Here is an 18303-nt window from a genome sequence, read left to right on the forward strand (position 1 = left end):
GGGGGCTGTCTGCCCCCCATCGCGCCAAGGGCGCGATTCCCCCCGAGGATATTTTGGCCAGATGAAGAGCGGATCGGATCTTAAGGAAAAGCTGGTGCAACAAGCCCAGGCAGAGGGGTTTGTTGCCTGTCGCGTGTGCCGCCCCTGGGATGTTCCACAGGTGCCGAAACGATTGCGGGCATATCTGGACGCCGGGTACCACGGGCAAATGGGATGGATGGCCGAGCGCACGCATTGGCGTGGCGATCCTGCCGCCCTTTGGCCCGAGGCGCAATCGGTGGTCATGTTGGCCGAAAGCTATACACCGGAACATGACCCGACGGAGATCCTGAATCACCCGGATCGTGGTGCGATCTCGGTCTATGCGCAGAACAAGGACTATCATGATCTGGTCAAGAAGCGGCTGAAGCGGTTGGCGCGATGGCTGATTGCCGAAGCCGGAGGCGAGGTGAAAGTATTTGTCGATACCGCTCCGGTTCCCGAGAAGGCGCTGGGATATGCCGCCGGACTTGGGTGGCAGGGCAAGCACACCAATCTTGTGAGCCGAGAATGGGGAAACTGGGCCTTTATAGGGTCTGTTTTCACTACTCTGGACCTGCCGGCGGACAATTCAGAGATCGATCATTGCGGGTCGTGCCGCGCCTGTCTGGACAGTTGCCCGACCGATGCGTTTCCGGCCCCGTATCAACTGGACGCACGGCGGTGCATTTCATACCTGACCATCGAGCATAAAGGCCCGGTGGACCATGAGCTGCGCGGTAAGTTGGGCAATCGGATCTATGGCTGCGACGATTGTCTGGCGGCCTGTCCATGGAACAAGTTTGCCGTCGCAGCGAGCGATATGCGCTATGCCGCCCGGGACGATCTGAAATCGCCCGGTTTGGAAGAACTGGCGGCGCTGGACGATGCCGGTTTCCGTGCAAAGTTTTCCGGCTCGCCGATCAAACGCATCGGCCGGAACCGGTTCGTGCGCAATGTTCTGTATGCCATTGGAAACTCGGGGCAGCCGAACTTGAAAACAGTGGCTCAGCGTCTGTTGGAAGACCCGGATGAGACCGTGGCAGATGCGGCGCGCTGGGCGGTGGAACAACTGTCATAATTGCCGCAAACAGGCTGGACGTGTCGTGCATAACCGCTAAACCCATCCGCAGCGAACAGACAGGAGGACCCGATGACGTTGTCTTTGGGGGTAGATACGGGCGGGACCTATACCGACGCGGTGTTGATCAGGGATGAGAAAGAAGTCATCGCCTCGGCCAAGTCGCTGACCACCCGGGCGGATCTGGCGATTGGTGTGGGCAAGGCGATCTCGTCCGTACTGGCAGAGGCGCAGGTCACGCCGGATCAGATCTCGATGGCGTCATTGTCGACGACGCTGGCCACGAATGCTCTGGTCGAGGGGCAGGGTGGCCGTGTCGCGTTGATCTATATCGGGTTCAAGGACAGTGATCTTGAAAAACACGGGCTGAAAGAGGCGCTGAAGGGCGATCCGGCCCTGGTGATTGCAGGGGGGCATACCCATTCCGGTGGGCAGGCGGCCGCTTTGGATATCGCAGCGCTTGAGGCCTTTTTGGATTCGCATAAGGGGATTTCCGGCTTTGCGGTTGCTGCGCAGTTCGCTACTCGCAACCCGGCGCACGAGTTGGAAGCGGCGCGCATAATCTCGGAAAAAACCGGGGCGCCGGTGACCTGTTCGCATCACTTGTCCGCCAAGCTCAATGGTCCGAAACGCGCGGTGACGGCTGTGCTGAATGCGCGGCTGATCGGGATGATCGACCGATTGATCGGGCGTACACAGGATCAGCTGCATGAGCTGGGAATTTCGGCGCCGATGATGGTGGTGCGTGGCGATGGCGCCCTGATGAGCGCGGAACAGGCCCGGGAACGGCCGATCGAGACTATCCTGAGCGGACCTGCGGCTTCTATCGTCGGGGCGCGATGGCTTACCGGAGCGGACAATGCGCTGGTCTCGGACATCGGGGGAACGACCACTGATGTCGCACTTATCCGAGACGGAAAGCCCGCGATCGACCCGGCCGGGGCGCAGGTGGGTGGGTTTCGCACCATGGTCGAGGCCGTGGCGATGCGAACCCACGGTCTGGGCGGCGACAGTCAGGTGCATGTTGCGACCGAAGGGTTGCGGGGCGGTGTTTTCCTGGGCCCGCGTCGCGTGTTGCCCGTTTCGCTGATCGCATCAGAAGCGCCCGACGTTGTGCATTCCGTACTGGATGAACAATTGAGGGCCACGACCGTGGGCGAGCATGATACGCGTTTTGCCCGCCGCGTGCCCGGCATCCATGCCGAAGGAGTCGGCGCGCGAGAACAAATTCTGCTGGAGCGGTTGGGCGATCAGGTTCTGCCCCTGAGCGCGTTACTGCGGTCGCGGATGGAGAACGGAGCGCTGACGCGGTTGGTGGATCGCGGAATCGTTCAAGTCTCGGGTGTTACGCCTTCGGATGCCAGCCACGTCCTGGGGCGGGTCAATGCCTGGGATGCCGAAGCGGCGCGCAAGGCATTGGAACTGATGGCACGCAAACGGGTCGGGTCAGGGAATATGTTGGCAAACTCTCCCGAAGCGCTGGCCCAGATGATCGTGGATCAATTGACGGAACAGACCAGTTTGACCTTGTTAGAGGCTGCTTTTGACGAAGAGCAGGTTGGTTTTGGTCTGCCTTCGCAAGACTTGGCGCGTCATGTGCTGACACAGCGCGGGTTGGCACAACACCGTGGGTTGCTGTCGCTGAGTACTGCTTTGAATGTGGATGTGGTTGGCCTTGGGGCGTCGGCCCCCAGCTATTACCCTGCGGTGGGTGAACGGCTGCACTGCCGAATGATCCTGCCGGAACATGCGGGCGTGGCCAATGCGATTGGTGCTGTCGTGGGGCGGCTGACTCTGCGTCGCTCGGGCACGGTCACATCCCCGGCGGAAGGGCGATATCGTGTGCATCTGGAGGATGGCCCGAAGGACTTCGCCGCGTCAGAGGACGCCCTGGCCCTGTTGGAAAAGGTTTTGATGTCCGAAGCAGAGGGTGCAGTACGAGAAGCCGGCGCAGAAGACATTCGCGTGATCGTGGATCGTGACATCAAAACCGCGCGAGTCGAGTCAAAGGACGTTTTTGTCGAGGCGCTGATCACGGTCGAGGCAAGCGGACGTCCACGGGTGGCCGCAGGCTAGCCCCCCTGAAAGCTTCAGAGGGGCCGGGCAGGTGGTGCTTTATTCTGCTGCGCTTGTGCGTTTGGGCAGGACCCAATCCTGACGCGGGAAGTGGCAGGTATAGCCGTTCGGAATCCGCTCCAGATAATCCTGATGCTCTGGCTCGGCTTCCCAGAACTCTCCGACAGGATCGACCTCGGTCACGACTTTTCCGGGCCACAAGCCGCTGGCATTCACGTCGGCGATGGTGTCCAGGGCCACCTGTTTCTGCGTGTCATCCACGTAGTAGATCGCAGATCGATAGCTCATGCCGATATCGTTGCCCTGCCGGTTGACCGTGGTTGGGTCATGGATCTGAAAGAAGAATTCCAGCAGGTCGCGATAGCTGATCCGAGACGGATCGAACCAGATCTCGATCCCTTCCGCGTGGGTACCGTGGTTGCGATAGGTCGCGTTGGGCACGTCACCGCCGGTATAGCCGACACGCGTACGCGACACGCCCGGCAGTTTGCGGATCAGGTCCTGCATCCCCCAGAAGCAGCCCCCGGCCAGTACAGCGCGTTGCTCGGTCATCAGATTTCCTCCACATGAATCAGGTATTCGCCATAACCTTCGGCTTCCATCTCATCCCGATGAATGAACCGAAGCGAGGCAGAGTTGATGCAGTACCGCAAACCGCCATGTTCACGCGGACCGTCCGGGAAGACATGCCCCAGATGGCTGTCGCCGTGTTTCGAGCGAACCTCGGTCCGGATCATGCCATGCGTGGTATCGCGGAACTCTTCGACATGTTCGTGCACGATCGGCTTGGTGAAACTGGGCCAGCCGCACCCGGATTCGTATTTGTGGGTCGAGGCAAACAGCGGCTCACCTGATACGATATCTACATAAATGCCCGGTTCCTTGTTGTTCAGGTATTTCCCGGTGCCCGGACGTTCTGTACCACTGCGCTGGGTGACGTGAAACTCTTCGGGCGAAAGCGCAGCAATGGCCGTGGGGTCTTTGGTATAGCGAGTCATGGATCCTCCGGCTGAAATAGTGTTTGCGCCATTATCTGGGGGCTGCGGGGTGGAAAGCAAAGCGATATTTCAAACCGCTCTCGCAGTCGTGCAAGTGATCTGAACAACAGAGTCACACGTATCTGAATGAAAGGGAGGACAAGACATGATGAGATTGCTGCTTTTGACTGCCCTGATCTTGCTGGGCCGCGCCGTTCAGGCGGCACCGCTGACCGGTGAGTTCGACTCGATCGACGGAGGCACATTGGCCATCGAAGAGTGGCGCGGCCAACCCATCCTGGTGGTCAACACCGCATCACAATGCGGGTTTACCGGGCAATACAAGGCTCTGCAAAAGGTTCATGAGGCCTATTCCGGCAAGGGGCTGGTCGTTCTTGCGGTTCCGTCGGATTCGTTCAATCAGGAACTTGGGTCCGCGGAAGAGGTGAAACAGTTCTGCGAGATGAACTATGGGCTGACTTTACCGATGACGGATATCACTCCGGTCAAAGGGGCTGACGCCCACCCGTTTTATAAGGCCGTTGCCGCGCAGACCGGGTTCACGCCCAAGTGGAACTTCAACAAAATCCTGATCGATCCTGAGGGTGAAGTCGCGGCGACTTTCGGGTCAAATGTAAAACCCGATTCCCGCAAACTGCTGTCTCAGGTCGAGGCTTTGCTGCCCTGAACGGGCTGGCGTGAAAGCTGAACCGCAAGAATGCCAAGGGTTGTAACCGCGACGCCAACCGCATCCATGGCGCCGAGCTTCTCGCCCAGCAGGATCGCCGCGATGGTGACGCCAAACACAGGGTTCAAAAAGTGGAAGGTGGCGGCTCGAACGGCTCCGATTCGGTCCAACAGCAGGAACCAGATCAGTGTCGCCAGCAATCCGGGGAAAAGAGTCGTGTAGGTAAAGGCCAGCGCCAGTGGCAGCGTCGGGTGGATGTAGATGGTTTCAAAGACCGGAGCAGCCGCAAACAGCGCGGCTGAACCAACCAACATCTGCAAGCCAACGACCATCATGAAGTTCCCGCCGGATGTTGCACCGCGAACGGCCAAGGTTGCAAAGGTCAAGGCAAGAGCACCCAAACCGCAAAGCGCGACCCCGAACATATCAACGCCCGCGCTGATCCGGCTGCTCATGATAAGGGCGACTCCGGCGAAACCGGCGAACAGACCCAAAACACCCAGTGGCCGCAGCTTTTCGCCGAAAATCAACCACCCCGCCAGCGCCACCAACAAGGGCATGGTGGATGCGATTATGGCCGCGACCGAAGCCTCGACCGTTTGCATCGCATAGAAATTTAGACCCAAATAAAGGGCATTTTGGCAGATCCCGAACAATATCGTTGCGCGCCATTGGTTTCGGGTCAGGTGCCAGCTTTGCCCCATCGCGCGGGCAATCATGACTCCCAGAACACCGGAGATCAGAAACCTCAAGGCCAGCGAAAACAGAGGGGACGCATCCGCCACGATAATACGCGCTGAGGTAAAGGCAGATGACCAGATCAGGGCAAATGTCAGCCCCATGGCTATGGCGCGCAGATCCATGGAGACCCCCTGTCACTTTGCGCGGACTGTTCCTGATTCTGGGATCGCTCGCAAGCGGTGCGCGTCAAAAAAGACACATGCGTGATGCAAGAAAAGCCTTGCGCATGTTTATATTGATTGACTGGCCAATTAAAGATATCGGCGTCAGGACCTGACATATCAAGGGAGGTTTGTCGGTGCTTCTGGAGTACATTCTATCCTTCGGCGTCCTGCTGGCATTGGGGCTGGTCGCTTTCTTCGTCGTGAAATGGTGGAACCTGCGCTGTGTCGGCGTGACACCGGTTCATCTGTTCACGTTCATCGCGATTCTGTTCACGTCCGGCCTGGATGTCGGCCTGATCATGTTTCCACTGACCGAATTCGGAGGATACGCCGAAGACCCGGCCTATGCCTTTGCCAACCCGCTGGCGATCGAATTCGGATTCTGGGGTTTTCTGATCTGGGCCTTCTACTTCCTGACGGCCTTCTATTTCTGCGTGATCGAACCCCGCGTGAAGTTCTTTGAGATCCCGGTGGTCAAGCTGATCAACAACGTCGTCATCATCGGCACATGCGCCTTCACCGCCAGCCTGTTCCTGATCTACCTGCCCGGCTATCTGCCCGAGGTCGGAGATGGTGAATCCGTCGTCACCACCTTCTACATCATCGTGTTTGTCGTCATTCTGGCGGCGGCCTATTCCTCGACCGATCTGAAATACGTTCGCATCCTGTCCGTCGGTTCGACCTTTTTGTTCCTTGCCCTGATTCTGGGCATGTGGGCAGCCGCAGGTATGGGCGTGACCGGGTTCGTGGAAACCGGCAGCAATATCGGCGCCTATTTCGCCAACCTGCACAAGTTCGTCCTGCCATTGACCGACTATCACGCGTTCTACCTGTTCTGGTGGTTCGCATGGTCGATCATGATCGGACAGTTTACGTCGCGCTTCGTGGGTGGTCTGACCACGTGGCAGTTGCTGGCCGCGCTGTTGATCTTCCCGTCGATCCCGCTGGGGATCTGGTTCACCGTTCTTTATTATTACCACCTGAACGGCATCAGTACCGCTGGCATCACCAACATTGCGATGGTGATCGTGGGTGTAACGTTCGTGATCAACTCTCTGGACTCGCTGATCCGTCTATACACCGACAACCTGAACCTGACCGTCGAGCGGTTCGGAAAGGCGATCTATGTGGCGGGCAACGTCGCGCTGCTGTTTGTCCTGACCCTGCTGTTCCAAAGCCAGTGGCTGCAAATCCAGTGGATCGGAGCGGTCGTGGTTGGACTGTATCTGGCTTGCGTCGTCTATATCCTGATCACCAAACGCCAGGAGGTATTGAGCATCGACTCGATGCCAGAAGATCGTGATCTGGACTTCCACAAGGTTGAAACGGTCCACTGACCGGACCAGAGACACGGAACAGAAACGGGCGCCTCTGGTGCCCGTTTTTTTGTTCGAACAACATCGCAGCCTTGGACAATCTGCGGGCTTTTCAACCGCGCGACATCCCAACCTGGGCGGCGGCTGTCTTTACGGCAGGATCAAAAGGAATGTTGCCCGCGCAGCGATCAACCCGCCCGTGAAATGAAGTTGGGCAAGGCTACTCGTCAACCGCCGGATAGATGAACCCGTTTACCGGGTAGGGATTGCCGTAGCGGCCCGGTTGACTTTCAACCCGAACCAACGTCCAGTCATTGTTCTTTGAGACATCCTTGACGCCCATCTTCAACGACACCTTGTTTCGGTGCCAGTTGGCATGATTCACGATGACTTCTCGGTCGGTTACGATATCGGATACGACAGCCACATGGCCCAGGGGCATTCCGCGGGTCGCCCGAAACGACATAACCGCACCAACAACCGGTTCCTTGCCGCGCTCAAACACTTGCTGCGCCCTTCCCCACCAGTCCTTCGCGTTGCCGCGAATTTCAATACCGCTGAGGTCTCGGGCGTAGGGCACGCACCATACTCTTTGCCCTCTGGCCCGCTTTTTCGAGACCTCTTGCAGCGCCATCAACTGACGTTCAGGGTCGAGATTCTCATTGGTGGTGCTTTGCGCGCAGGCAGAGACAAGAGTGATAAGACCCACCGCAATCGCGGAACGGGTGCTGCCAGACAAGCGCGGCCAAGTCGTTCTCTTTCTACAGACGCTGTTTTGCAAGATACTTCATTGCCGGTTCGAAGATTGACGAAGTTGTAAGGTGATCGGACAAGCCTTGAAAAGAGGCCCGTCAACGCACGGCAAGATTTTGCCAGTTCTCTGACCCTGAGGGCGCATTTTCACTTGGGTGGCGAATATCCGAGCCGAAACATGCTGTGCGAAGCGGGTTCAAACCCGGCAGGCACAACATATTCAAGACGATAGAAAAAGGGCCCCCCGAAGGCGGCCCTTTATCGTTGTCCTGAAAAGCTGAAATCAGCCGTTCACGCTGTCTTTCAGCGCTTTGGCGATGGTCATTTTCACAACCTTGTCGGCCTCTTTGGTGAAGGTTTCACCAGTGGCCGGGTTACGAACCTGACGCTCGGGCCGCTCGCGGCAGTAGATTTTGCCGACGCCGGGCAGGGTCACTGCGCCACCGGCCGAAACTTCGCGGGTAATCAGGCCGGTGATGGCCTCCAGCGCGGAGTTTGCGGATTTCTTGTCGGTTCCCATTTCCTCAGCGAGAGCAGCAACCAGCTGAGTCTTTGTCATAGGCTTTGCCATTTCTTGGTCTCCTTAACGTGCCCGATCTATAGGGCCTCACCGCGTAACTGTAACGGGATATTGTGGCCAAACACAACGAATAGTAGCGCTGAAACCCCTAAAAATATGGGGAAAACGTTGCTTTTTTGCGTCAGAGGAAGGCCGTTTCGTCGAAGGAGCGCAGTTTCCGGCTGTGCAAACGCTCCAACGGCATGCCGCGCAGATGCTCCATCGCCTTGATGCCGATGGCCAGATGTCGGCTGACCTGAGTGGTATAGAACGAAGACGCCATGCCTGGCAGCTTCAATTCTCCGTGCAGGGGTTTGTCCGACACGCACAGCAAAGTGCCGTACGGAACGCGGAACCGATAGCCGTTCGCAGCAATGGTGGCACTTTCCATATCCAGCGCGATCGCCCGGGATTGGCTGAGGCGCTGGACCGGGCCGGACTGATCGCGCAATTCCCAGTTTCGGTTGTCGACCGAAGCCACGGTGCCGGTCCGCATGATCCGTTTCAGCTCATACCCTTCCAGTTTCGTCACCTCGGCCACGGCGTGTTCCAGCGCCACCTGAACTTCGGCCAGAGGCGGGATCGGCACCCAGACAGGCAGATCGTCATCCAGGACCTTGTCTTCGCGCAGATAGGCGTGGGCCAGAACGAAATCGCCCAATGCCTGCGTATTGCGCAACCCGGCGCAATGGCCAACCATCAGCCACGCGTGCGGGCGCAGAACGGCAATATGGTCGGTGGCGGTTTTTGCATTGGATGGGCCAACACCGATGTTCACCAAAGTAATTCCCGAACCATCTTTGCGCTTCAGGTGATAGGTCGGCATTTGCGGCAGTTTCAGCGGTTGTTCGATAGGTGCCTTTGGGTCCGTGATCTCGGCATTGCCGGTTGAAACAAAGCTGGTATAGCCGCTGGCAGGGTCCGCCAATTGTTCTCGGGCGTAGTTCTCGAATTCCGAGACATAGAACTGGTAGTTCGTAAACAGCACGTGATTCTGAAAGTGACCAGCGTCGGTGGCGGTGTAGTGTGCCAATCTTGCAAGCGAATAATCCACGCGCTGGGCGGTGAAAAGGGACAAGGGTCCAACGGCATCTTCATGGTCATGCACGCCATTGACGATGTCATCATTGGTGGTTGTCAGGTCCGGAACATCAAACACATCGCGCAGGGTGAAGTCGGCCGCGCCCTGATGAGGCACGACCAGATCGGGATTGTTTGCCACGGCAAAATGCACCGGAATCGGCGTGTCCGACGCCGCAATTGTCACAGGTTGACCATGGTTCTTGATCAACAGGGCGATCTGTTGGGTCAGGTAGGATCTGAACAGATCCGGACGCGTCACTGTCGTGGCATGAACACCAGGTTCAGACACATGACCAAAGCTCAGGCGGCTGTCGACTTGGGCATAGGTCGAGGTTTTGATGCGAATTTCCGGATAATAGGCTCTGAATCGCGCGGCAGGTGCCCCATTTTCCATGGCGTCCGCAAAGCTGTCGCACAGGAAATCGGTGGCCTGCACGTACAGCTCTTCCAACCGTGCAACAGCGGCGGCGGGATCGGTAAACTGTTCTGGCGCGGGTGCTTGCGGTGTCAGGAGTGTGGTCATGCCAATGGTTCCAGAAGTTCTATTTTTTCGAATGTGCGTACGTCGACCAACCCGAGATCCGATATTCGAAGCTCGGGAATCACGACCAGCGCCAGCAATGAATGCTGCATGTACGCGTTGTTCAGATGACAGCCGCAGTCCTGCATCGCCTGCACCATCCTGTCGGCCTTGGCCGCGACTTCGGCGGCGGGGCTGTCGGACATTAGGCCTGCGATGGGCAGTTCGACCAGCGCCAGTTCCTGCCCGTCCCGGAACAAGGTGATGCCACCGCCCACTTCGGCCAGACGGTTGGCGGCCAGCGCCATCTGATCCCGGTCCGTTCCGACGACGATCATGTGATGACTGTCATGCGCCACGGTCGAGGCCATGGCCATTTTTCCCTGATAGCCAAAGCCCGAAACAAAAGCGTTGGTGACGCCCCCGGTGGCCTGGTGCCGCTCGACCAGCGCGATCTGGCACACTTCGCCTTCGCCCTCGACGAGCCCGCCAATGATCGGCAATTCGGCCTTCAACGCCTTGGTCGGGGCCTGGTTTTCAACCACGCCGATGACGTTGGCCTGAACTTTGTTGGCCCCTTCCGGTGCCTTGATCTCAAAATCGGCCGACGTCAGCGCATGCCCCAGATGAACGGTATTGCGCGATTTTTCGGGCCAGTTCAGATGTGGACAATCCACTTTGATTGCACCGTTTTCCGCAACAACCTGCCCGCGGGCTATCACCATCTCAACCGGCAGTTCGGTCAGATCTGAACTGAGGATGATATCCGCCCGCCGCCCCGGAGTGACGGAACCGATCTCGCGTTCCAGCCCGAAATGCATTGCCGTGTTGATCGTCGCCATTTGCAGCGCGACCAGGGGGTCACATCCGCAAGCAATGGCATGGCGCACGACGCGGTTCATATGCCCGTCATTCACCAATGTGCCGGAATGACAGTCATCCGTGCACAGAATGAAGTTGCGCGGATCCAGCCCTTTTTCTGTCACGGCCGTAATCTGGCTTTCCACATCATACCAGGCCGATCCCAGACGCATCATCGAGCGCATCCCCTGCCGAACCCGTGCAATGGCGTCGGCCTCGCATGTGCCTTCGTGATCATCCGCCGGGCCACCCGCCACGTAAGCCGCAAAATCAGGCCCTAAATCAGGCGAAGCATAGTGCCCTCCGACCGTTTTCCCGGCCCGTTGAGTGGCTGCAATCTCGGCCAGCATCTTGGGGTCGCAGTGGATCACGCCCGGGAAATTCATCATCTCGCCCAGCCCGATGATACCCGGCCAGTTCATTGCCTCGGCCACGTCTTCGGGTGTGATTTCATAGCCCGTCGTTTCCAACCCCGGTGCGGATGGCGCGCAGGATGGCATCTGGGTGAAAATATTGACCGGTTGCATCATGGCTTCGTCATGCATCATCCGCACGCCGTCCAGACCCAGCACATTGGCGATCTCATGCGGATCGGTGAACATGCTGGTGGTTCCATGCGGGATGACGGCACGGGCGAATTCGGCTGGGGTGAGCATTCCGGATTCGATATGCATATGCGCATCACACAAGCCGGGCAGGATGTAGCGCCCTTGTGCTTCGATGATTTCCGTATCCAGACCCACGCAATGCGAGGCATCCGGTCCGACGAATGCTATGCGCCCGGCAGCAATCGCCACTGAATGATCGGGCAACAATTCGCGGCTGTGTACGTTCACCCAGATTCCGCCCTGAATGACCATGTCCGCCGCCTCGCGTCCGGCTGCAACTGCGATCAATTTGGGGGCGACATCGGGCCAGCTTGGGAAAGGTGTGTATTCCATGGCTCAACTTTCACGAATGCGTCAGCGGGTGCAACCCCGGTTCTTCGGTGTTGGGGATTCCTCATACATGTTGGGCACGTCTTTTGGTTCTGGCGCGCGCGTTTCCCTTTACACCTCAGACCCGATCTCACGCCGCACCCAGTTGGCAAAGGCCACGGCGCCGGGTGTGTCCTCGGCCTGTGGGGACAGTAGCAGATAGTAGGACTCGGGCATTCGCGCACGGTGCTTGAACGGTGCGACCAGCTGACCGCGCTTGATCAGATGACTGGCGATCGTGTCATGTGCCAGGCAAAGACCACCGCCAGCCATGACCGCTGACAGGCAAACCAGATAGGTCGTCGCGTAGGTTATCGGCGGATTTCCCCAATTCAGACCCTGATCTTCCGCCCAACTTGGCCAGTTGGACAGCAGGTTGGAGCAGTCGAAAAGTGGCTGTTCCTGAAGGTTTTCCAAGCATACCGGATAATCTGGTGCGCAGACCGGATAATAGTGTTCGGTACGCAGAATTTCAGTTCGGACCGTGTCGGACGGGCGGAGCGAGAACCGAATCTCGACCGCTGCGCCTTCGGCCATTTCGCGCGGTTCCCAAAGCTCGGTGAAGACGTTCAATTGAACATGCGGATGTTCCGCCCGAAACGCCGGCAGGCGCGGGGCCAGCCAGTTGACGGCAAAGCTGATGTTGCATTGCACTTGAACCGCGTTTGGTTGCGCGCCGGTAACCGCCCGGGTTCCGCGCATCAGTGTCCGGAATGCCTCTCGCACAACTGGCAAATAGGTGATTCCGGCCTCGGTCAGTTCCAGAGCTTTGGGGCGGCGCAGAAACAGTGGCTGCCCCAGATGCCCTTCCAGAGATTTAATCTGCTGGCTGACGGCGCTTTGCGTCATGTTCAGGTCTCGTGCCGCGCCGGTAAACGAGAGATGGCGTGCGGCGGCTTCGAAAGTGCGCAACCAGCCCAGCGGAGGAAGCGAGTTCTGCATCTACATAACCTCGGCATAAGTTCAGCTAATGGGATAGTTGCGTTTTTTTCGTTGGTCAAACTGCCGGACCCCATGCAGGTTTAGCCTCGACAAGCCGCGAAAGGAGCCAAGCATGAGCCTCACCAGTCTTCGTCCCAATATCGATCATTGGTCCGAGCGCGTGGATATGGCCGCCACCTTCCGCTGGACGGCCCGGTTGAACATGCATGAGGCGGTTGCCAACCATTTCAGCCTGGCGGTGAATGATGACGGCACGCAGTTTCTGATGAACCCCAATCAGGTGCACTTCGCGCGCATTCGTGCCTCGGATCTATTGTTGCTGGATGCCAATGACCCGAATGTGATGGAACTACCTGGCGCGCCGGACCCGACGGCCTGGGGGCTGCACGGCTCAATCCACCGCCACTGTCCGCATGCGCGTTGCGTCATGCATGTGCATTCGATCTTTGCGACTGTTCTGGCCTCTTTGGCCGACAGTTCATTGCCGCCGATCGATCAGAACACGGCGACCTTTTACAACCGCTACGTGGTAGATGAAGAATTCGGAGGTCTGGCCTTTGAAAGTGAGGGTGAACGCTGCGCCGGGATGCTGTCCGATCCCAGGAAGAAGGTCATGATCATGGGCAATCACGGTGTTCTGGTCATCGGCAGCGACCCTGCGGATGCCTTCAACAGGCTGTATTATTTCGAACGCGCGGCCGAAACCTACATTCGTGCCTTGCAGACCGGGCGGCCCCTGCGAGTCTTGTCGGATGAGATTGCCGAAAAAACAGCGCTTGAGCTGGATGACTATCCCGATCAGGCCGAGGCGCACCTGCGTGAAATCAAGGCGATTCTCGACGCAGAGGAATCAGACTACGCAACCTGACTGCACATCCCAAAGAGAGCATCATGACGGATATCGCCCCGGATCCCGAAACCGCCCGCTGGCACTATCACCCCGAAGGTCCCGTGGGTCTGAACCCTTTGTTCAGCTGGCCACCGCGCCCCGCGGCAGTGCTGAAATGGTACAGCGGCGCGTGGTTGCAGATCACGTCCCTGACCTTGTGCATGGTTCTGGTGATAATTGCCTATGCCTTCTTTTTCCCTGCATTAGAGACGATGCAGAGCTTTGCACCCGGCTGGATGTTCCGGATCTGGCTGTTGAACATGGTGCCGCAAATCCTGGTGGCTGGGGGGCTGCATTGGTGGCTTTACATGCGAAAAGGGCAGGGCATGTATAAAAAGTTCGACCGCCGGGATCTGACACGGAACAACGGAACGTTTACTTTCCGCAATCAGGTTTGGGACAATATCTGGTGGACGCTGGGCAGCGCCATGACGGTTGCCACCGTTTACCAGTGGATCATCTACTGGGCGATGGCCAACGGCTGGGCGCCGACGATCACCTGGGCTGAAGCTCCGGTTTGGTTTGTGGTCTGGATGATGTTCATTCCGATGTGGTCTGGCCTGCACTTTTACTGGGTGCACCGGCTAGAGCATCACCCAAAGCTCTACAAACACGTCCACGCCGTGCATCACCGCAATGTCAATATCGGGCCCTGGTCTGGGATTTCGAACCACTGGTATGAAAACCTGCTGTATTTCACCACCTACTTCATCCACCTGATTGTGCCGTCTCATCCGCTGCATCTGCTGTTTCACAGTTCATTCCAGCAGATCAGCCCGGTTCTGTCCCATTCAGGGTTCGAAAAACTGAAAGCTGGCGAAACCGAGGCTGCGCGAGCTGGGGATTTCTTCCACCAGCTTCATCACAGGTATTTCGAGTGCAACTACGGCACGTCCGAAATCCCGTTCGACAAGTGGTTCGGCACCTACCACGATGGCTCGGCTGAGGCGACAACGCGTACGCGCGCGTACAAAAAGCAGATGTACACCTGATGGTTTCGGCGTGATTGCCTTAGTTTAAACCCGCTCAAACAAAGCAATGAACGCCGTGTCGTCTTTGTTGGGGCCAGCAGCAAGATCGCCATAAATGCGAACTTCGGGCAGGGTCAGATTTCGAATTTGACCCTGTTCCAATTGACGCAGTTTTTCTGCGAAACCCAATTTTTCGAAATGACGGGCATTGATCGAAAGAGCGAACTGCGCACCAGGCCGTGCGACACGCAAAAGCGCGGGAAAGACCTCGGGGCCGAGATGGCCGTGGGTGAAGGTCCCGGAAGAGACGATGCCGGAATAGCTTTCACGGGGCACCGGAATGCCTCGGGTCAGGTCCGCTTCGATCGCGTCCCGGTAAATGTCCTTGCTCATCGCCTGATCCAGCATCTCTGCGCTGATGTCGGTTGCGACAATGGGTCCGACGCCAAGCGCCGACAGCACTGCGCCGCACAGGCCGGTTCCTGCTCCGACATCCAGAACGGGCCCCTGACCGCCCGCGCCGACAAATGCCCGTGCCGTGTGGGTGTGAAGCTGATAATCTTCGCGCGCGGCGAAACTGTCATCATAATCTCCCGCCCATTCCGCATAGAGCTGTCTGTTCTCGTCCGGAGAACTCAGCGCATAGGCCGAATGCAGGTCAGGTGTTTTTTTGCTCATGACCAACAGAAAGGCGCAATCGAAGATTCGATTCAAGTGCGTCCATGCGGCGCTTGCATCCCGGTACGGCGCAGATCATCAAAGGGGCATGACCAAGACGCTCTTTTCATTCGGCCATGGCTATTCTGCCCAGGCCCTGTCCCGAAACCTTGCCCCAAAGGGCTGGAAAATTTTTGGCACGACGCGAGACCGTGAAGGGACGGGTGCGATCCGGGCCTCTGGCGCCGAGCCGCTGATCTGGCCGGGTGAGGCACTGAACCTTGATGGGGTGACCCATTTGCTGATCTCGACGGCGCCAGATGAAGCGGGTGATCCGGTGCTGGCGGCGCTGGGCGATGAAATCGCCGAGCGTTCCAGTCAGTTCGAATGGGTGGGCTACTTGTCGACAACGGCCGTCTATGGCGACCATCAGGGTGGCTGGGTGGACGAGGACACGCCGCCCACACCGACCGCCAAGCGCGGAAGATGGCGTATGCTGGCCGAGGAGCAATGGTCGGCCATTCCGGGCCTGCCTGTTCATATCTTTCGTCTGGCGGGTATCTATGGGCCGGGGCGCGGTCCGTTTTCCAAGCTCAAGCGTGGTGGATTGCGGCGCATTATCAAACCGGGGCAGGTGTTTTCGCGCATTCATGTGGAAGACATCGCGCAGATCTTGGAAGCCTCGATGATGAAGCCGAATCCGGGAAGCATCTACAATGTATGTGACGACGAACCGGTCCCGCCGCAGGATGTCATAGGATACGCAGCCGAGTTGCAGGGTTTGCCCCTGCCTCCTGCGGTCCGGTTCGACGACGCCGATCTGACGCCGATGGCGCGCAGTTTCTACAACGAAAACAAGCGGGTTCGAAACGACCGGATCAAAGAAGAACTGGGTATTGATCTGATCTATCCTAATTACCGTGTCGGGCTGGAAGCCCTGATGAAAGGCAAGTAGCGTCCTTGCATCGCCGCCGCTTTGATCATGTCCGCCGCTTTTTCGGCTATCATGATGGTGGGTGCGTTTGTATTGCCCGACACCAATGTCGGCATCACCGAGGCATCGACGACCCGCAGGCCTTCAAGCCCGCGCACGCGAAGCTGGGGGTCGACGACCGCCATTTCGTCCACGCCCATCTTGCAGGTGCCCACGGGGTGATAGATCGTGTCGGCGCGGGCGCGGATGTGCTCCTCCCAATCCTGATCGGTCTGGGCGGTATCGGTTCCGAAAAGCTCTTTGTGCCGGTATTTGGCCAAAGCTGGCGCGTTGAGAATATCCTGCGCCATTCGCGCGCCTTTGATCATGATTTGCAGATCGCGTTTGTCTGACAGAAACGCCGGATCGATGGCGGGCGCCGCCGTGGGGTCTGCGCTGTTCAAGCCTACGGTCCCCCGACTTTCCGGCCGCAGCTTGCAAACATGGCAACTGTACCCGTACCCGTAATGCAGCTTGCGGGCATGGTCATCGACCATTGCGATGGTGAAATGCAGCTGAATGTCGGGGCGCTCCAGATCGGGGGTGGTTTTCAGAAACGCTGCGCCTTCGGCAAATGGCGTAGCCGCCATCGAGACGCCCGTCTTGCTCCACCGTTGTATATGTCGCAACAACCGCGCTGCCCCCGCCGGGCCGATACCAAAATTGTCGGTGTCTTTGGTTTTGAAGATCAGCGCGAAATCCAGATGATCCTGCAAGTTCCGTCCCACGCCAGGCAGTTCGTGGTGAACCGCGATTCCGTGTGGTTCAAGGTCGCTTTTTGCGCCAACACCTGAAACCTGAAGCAGTTGCGGCGTTTTCAAGGCCCCTGCGCACAGCAGGATTTCGCGCTTCGCCTGAATGGTGATGTCTGCGCCCTTGCCTCTCACCCGGTATACAACGCCGGTCGCGCGCTTGCCCTCAAAGCGCAGCCTGCTGGCATGTGCATGCGTGATGACCGTCAGGTTCGGTCGGCCGGAAACTGGGAAAAGATAACCAGCTGCCGCGGAACACCGTTCCCCATTCTTTGCGGGGTCGTGAAACTGGGTAACCTGATACAGACCGACGCCTTCGTTATCACCCCGGTTGAAGTCTTCGGTATGGCGGTGTTGCAGCTGCTGTGCGGCTTGAATGAACGCATGGGTGAGTGGACGAGGCTCTTTTTGCCGTGAAACCTGCAACGGCCCGCTGTCACCATGCACGCTGTCTGCGCCAAGCTCATTGTTCTCGGCCCGTTTGAAATACGGCAATACGCTGTCCCAGTCCCAGCCATCGCAGCCCAGATCGGCCCAGCCATCATAGTCCTGCCGCTGACCTCTTACGTACAACATGGCGTTGATCGCGCTCGAGCCGCCCAGTGCCTTGCCGCGCGGTTGATATCCTCTGCGCCCGTTCAGGCCAGGCTGCGGGACCGTTTCAAAGGCCCAGTTGTTGATCCTTGGACGCCCGGGAAGTGCGGTCACAACAGCGGCAGGCATTCTGACGAAAAGGCTTTTCCCACCGCCACCTGCTTCAAGCAGGCAGACACGTGTGGATGGATCTTCGCTCAGGCGGTTGGCCAGAACAGAACCGGCCGAACCGCCGCCTACGATGATATAGTCGAAATCCATGCTGTCTTGCGCACCTCTTGCGACGATTTCGTTTTCTTGACTGGTCGGGCAGGGTTACCACCTTCCCGGTGAGAGTGCGTTAACGGAGCAAAAAAACAACTGTGACCCAAAGTCAGTTTTTTGCGAGACCCAGCCTTTTCTTGATGGGCAGGTCCGGGCATCGCGAATGGTGTGGGTAGGTTTTGCAGGTCGTTTCTGTCTGCCGAACCTCTCGATTCCCCCGCAAGGGCAAGTTTTGTGGTTCCTTCTTGGGAGATCCGCACGTTCCAGGCGGCCTGGAGATCTTGATTTGTTAAGTTAACTTATTGTTTTAGTTAACAAACACAAGAAATCGACGCGAAATGCAAAGTTTTTTGAAAATGGGGGTTGCAGGTCTCAGACCTAATCCGTAAATACCCCTTCACCGGCGCTGCTGAGGCGGTGCTGACGGGTCGGAGAGACGGCCTGACG

17 protein-coding genes are annotated in these 18303 nt (G+C 58.1%); 7 read left to right on the forward strand and 10 right to left on the reverse strand.

The window, feature by feature from the left end; translation table 11 throughout:
- Positions 1-61: 61 nt before the first annotated feature.
- The gene (gene queG, locus GOW60_RS17055) at positions 62-1099 is read left to right on the forward strand and encodes a tRNA epoxyqueuosine(34) reductase QueG (protein WP_171230211.1); all 1038 of its coding nucleotides are present in this window, start codon (positions 62-64) and stop codon (positions 1097-1099) included.
- A gap of 72 nt (positions 1100-1171) precedes the next feature.
- On the forward strand, positions 1172-3175 hold the full coding sequence (locus GOW60_RS17060) for a hydantoinase/oxoprolinase family protein (protein WP_171230212.1): 2004 nt from the start codon (positions 1172-1174) through the stop codon (positions 3173-3175).
- Between the two features lie 39 nt (positions 3176-3214).
- Here GOW60_RS17060 and msrA read toward each other — a convergent pair whose 3' ends face one another.
- Positions 3215-3727, reverse strand: a complete 513-nt coding sequence (gene msrA, locus GOW60_RS17065) for a peptide-methionine (S)-S-oxide reductase MsrA (protein WP_171230213.1) — start codon at positions 3725-3727, stop codon at positions 3215-3217.
- Positions 3727-4173 (reverse strand): peptide-methionine (R)-S-oxide reductase MsrB, encoded by a 447-nt coding sequence (msrB, locus tag GOW60_RS17070; RefSeq protein WP_152459671.1) that lies wholly within the window; start codon positions 4171-4173, stop codon positions 3727-3729. The genes msrA and msrB overlap by 1 nt, the downstream gene beginning before the upstream one ends.
- A 145-nt stretch (positions 4174-4318) precedes the next feature.
- On the opposite strand from msrB, the gene GOW60_RS17075 reads away from it, so the two are divergent.
- Positions 4319-4840 carry a glutathione peroxidase gene (locus tag GOW60_RS17075; RefSeq protein ID WP_152459672.1) on the forward strand — a complete coding sequence of 174 codons (522 nt, stop codon included), beginning with the start codon at positions 4319-4321 and terminating at the stop codon, positions 4838-4840.
- On the opposite strand, the gene GOW60_RS17080 is transcribed toward GOW60_RS17075, so the two are convergent.
- Positions 4816-5703, reverse strand: coding sequence for a DMT family transporter (locus GOW60_RS17080; protein WP_171230214.1), 888 nt, complete (start codon positions 5701-5703; stop codon positions 4816-4818). The two genes, GOW60_RS17075 and GOW60_RS17080, sit on opposite strands and share 25 nt — an antisense overlap.
- A 182-nt stretch (positions 5704-5885) precedes the next feature.
- Here GOW60_RS17080 and GOW60_RS17085 point away from each other — a divergent pair, with 182 nt between their 5' ends.
- Positions 5886-7082, forward strand: coding sequence for a BCCT family transporter (locus tag GOW60_RS17085; RefSeq protein WP_171171652.1), 1197 nt, complete (start codon positions 5886-5888; stop codon positions 7080-7082).
- A 199-nt stretch (positions 7083-7281) separates the two neighbouring features.
- Here GOW60_RS17085 and GOW60_RS17090 read toward each other — a convergent pair whose 3' ends face one another.
- From GOW60_RS17090 to GOW60_RS17110, 5 genes are all read right to left on the reverse strand, one after another.
- Positions 7282-7770 carry a CHAP domain-containing protein gene (locus GOW60_RS17090; RefSeq protein WP_371813373.1) on the reverse strand — a complete coding sequence of 163 codons (489 nt, stop codon included), beginning with the start codon at positions 7768-7770 and terminating at the stop codon, positions 7282-7284.
- 327 nt (positions 7771-8097) lie between these two features.
- The gene (locus tag GOW60_RS17095) at positions 8098-8385 is read right to left on the reverse strand and encodes an HU family DNA-binding protein (RefSeq protein ID WP_117871130.1); all 288 of its coding nucleotides are present in this window, start codon (positions 8383-8385) and stop codon (positions 8098-8100) included.
- Between the two features lie 130 nt (positions 8386-8515).
- The gene (locus tag GOW60_RS17100; protein ID WP_152459674.1) at positions 8516-9979 is read right to left on the reverse strand and encodes an AMP nucleosidase; all 1464 of its coding nucleotides are present in this window, start codon (positions 9977-9979) and stop codon (positions 8516-8518) included.
- On the reverse strand, positions 9976-11778 hold the full coding sequence (gene ade / locus GOW60_RS17105) for an adenine deaminase (RefSeq protein ID WP_171230215.1): 1803 nt from the start codon (positions 11776-11778) through the stop codon (positions 9976-9978). The genes GOW60_RS17100 and ade overlap by 4 nt, the downstream gene beginning before the upstream one ends.
- A 108-nt stretch (positions 11779-11886) precedes the next feature.
- The gene (locus GOW60_RS17110) at positions 11887-12756 is read right to left on the reverse strand and encodes a LysR substrate-binding domain-containing protein (RefSeq protein ID WP_152459676.1); all 870 of its coding nucleotides are present in this window, start codon (positions 12754-12756) and stop codon (positions 11887-11889) included.
- A 112-nt stretch (positions 12757-12868) separates the two neighbouring features.
- Here GOW60_RS17110 and GOW60_RS17115 point away from each other — a divergent pair, with 112 nt between their 5' ends.
- Entirely contained in the window at positions 12869-13624 is a 756-nt protein-coding gene (locus GOW60_RS17115; RefSeq protein ID WP_171230216.1) for a class II aldolase and adducin N-terminal domain-containing protein, read from the forward strand.
- A gap of 23 nt (positions 13625-13647) precedes the next feature.
- Complete coding sequence (locus GOW60_RS17120) at positions 13648-14637, forward strand: sterol desaturase family protein (RefSeq protein WP_171230217.1); 990 nt, start codon at positions 13648-13650, stop codon at positions 14635-14637.
- A gap of 24 nt (positions 14638-14661) precedes the next feature.
- Here GOW60_RS17120 and GOW60_RS17125 read toward each other — a convergent pair whose 3' ends face one another.
- A complete protein-coding gene (locus GOW60_RS17125; RefSeq protein ID WP_171230218.1) occupies positions 14662-15294 on the reverse strand; it encodes a class I SAM-dependent methyltransferase in 633 nt (210 codons plus the stop codon).
- Between the two features lie 88 nt (positions 15295-15382).
- Here GOW60_RS17125 and GOW60_RS17130 point away from each other — a divergent pair, with 88 nt between their 5' ends.
- Complete coding sequence (locus GOW60_RS17130; protein ID WP_171230219.1) at positions 15383-16228, forward strand: SDR family oxidoreductase; 846 nt, start codon at positions 15383-15385, stop codon at positions 16226-16228.
- Here the strand turns inward: GOW60_RS17130 and GOW60_RS17135 are convergent.
- Positions 16189-17853: a GMC family oxidoreductase gene (locus GOW60_RS17135; protein WP_171230220.1), complete on the reverse strand. Its 1665-nt coding sequence runs from the start codon at positions 17851-17853 to the stop codon at positions 16189-16191. The genes GOW60_RS17130 and GOW60_RS17135 overlap by 40 nt on opposite strands.
- Positions 17854-18303: the final 450 nt, after the last annotated feature.

The organism is Ruegeria sp. HKCCA4008, assembly GCF_013033125.1.
In the GTDB taxonomy this organism is placed as follows: domain Bacteria; phylum Pseudomonadota; class Alphaproteobacteria; order Rhodobacterales; family Rhodobacteraceae; genus Ruegeria.

Bases quoted from the DNA above. Each gene is read 5' to 3' on its own strand.
- queG (WP_171230211.1), top strand. From the start codon at position 62: ATGAAGAGCGGATCGGATCTTAAGGAAAAGCTGGTGCAACAAGCCCAG.
- GOW60_RS17060 (WP_171230212.1), top strand. From the start codon at position 1,172: ATGACGTTGTCTTTGGGGGTAGATACGGGCGGGACCTATACCGACGCG.
- msrA (WP_171230213.1), bottom strand. From the start codon at position 3,727: ATGACCGAGCAACGCGCTGTACTGGCCGGGGGCTGCTTCTGGGGGATG.
- msrB (WP_152459671.1), bottom strand. From the start codon at position 4,173: ATGACTCGCTATACCAAAGACCCCACGGCCATTGCTGCGCTTTCGCCC.
- GOW60_RS17075 (WP_152459672.1), top strand. From the start codon at position 4,319: ATGATGAGATTGCTGCTTTTGACTGCCCTGATCTTGCTGGGCCGCGCC.
- GOW60_RS17080 (WP_171230214.1), bottom strand. From the start codon at position 5,703: ATGGATCTGCGCGCCATAGCCATGGGGCTGACATTTGCCCTGATCTGG.
- GOW60_RS17095 (WP_117871130.1), bottom strand. From the start codon at position 8,385: ATGGCAAAGCCTATGACAAAGACTCAGCTGGTTGCTGCTCTCGCTGAG.
- GOW60_RS17100 (WP_152459674.1), bottom strand. From the start codon at position 9,979: ATGACCACACTCCTGACACCGCAAGCACCCGCGCCAGAACAGTTTACC.
- ade (WP_171230215.1), bottom strand. From the start codon at position 11,778: ATGGAATACACACCTTTCCCAAGCTGGCCCGATGTCGCCCCCAAATTG.
- GOW60_RS17110 (WP_152459676.1), bottom strand. From the start codon at position 12,756: ATGCAGAACTCGCTTCCTCCGCTGGGCTGGTTGCGCACTTTCGAAGCC.
- GOW60_RS17115 (WP_171230216.1), top strand. From the start codon at position 12,869: ATGAGCCTCACCAGTCTTCGTCCCAATATCGATCATTGGTCCGAGCGC.
- GOW60_RS17120 (WP_171230217.1), top strand. From the start codon at position 13,648: ATGACGGATATCGCCCCGGATCCCGAAACCGCCCGCTGGCACTATCAC.
- GOW60_RS17125 (WP_171230218.1), bottom strand. From the start codon at position 15,294: ATGAGCAAAAAAACACCTGACCTGCATTCGGCCTATGCGCTGAGTTCT.
- GOW60_RS17130 (WP_171230219.1), top strand. From the start codon at position 15,383: ATGACCAAGACGCTCTTTTCATTCGGCCATGGCTATTCTGCCCAGGCC.
- GOW60_RS17135 (WP_171230220.1), bottom strand. From the start codon at position 17,853: ATGGATTTCGACTATATCATCGTAGGCGGCGGTTCGGCCGGTTCTGTT.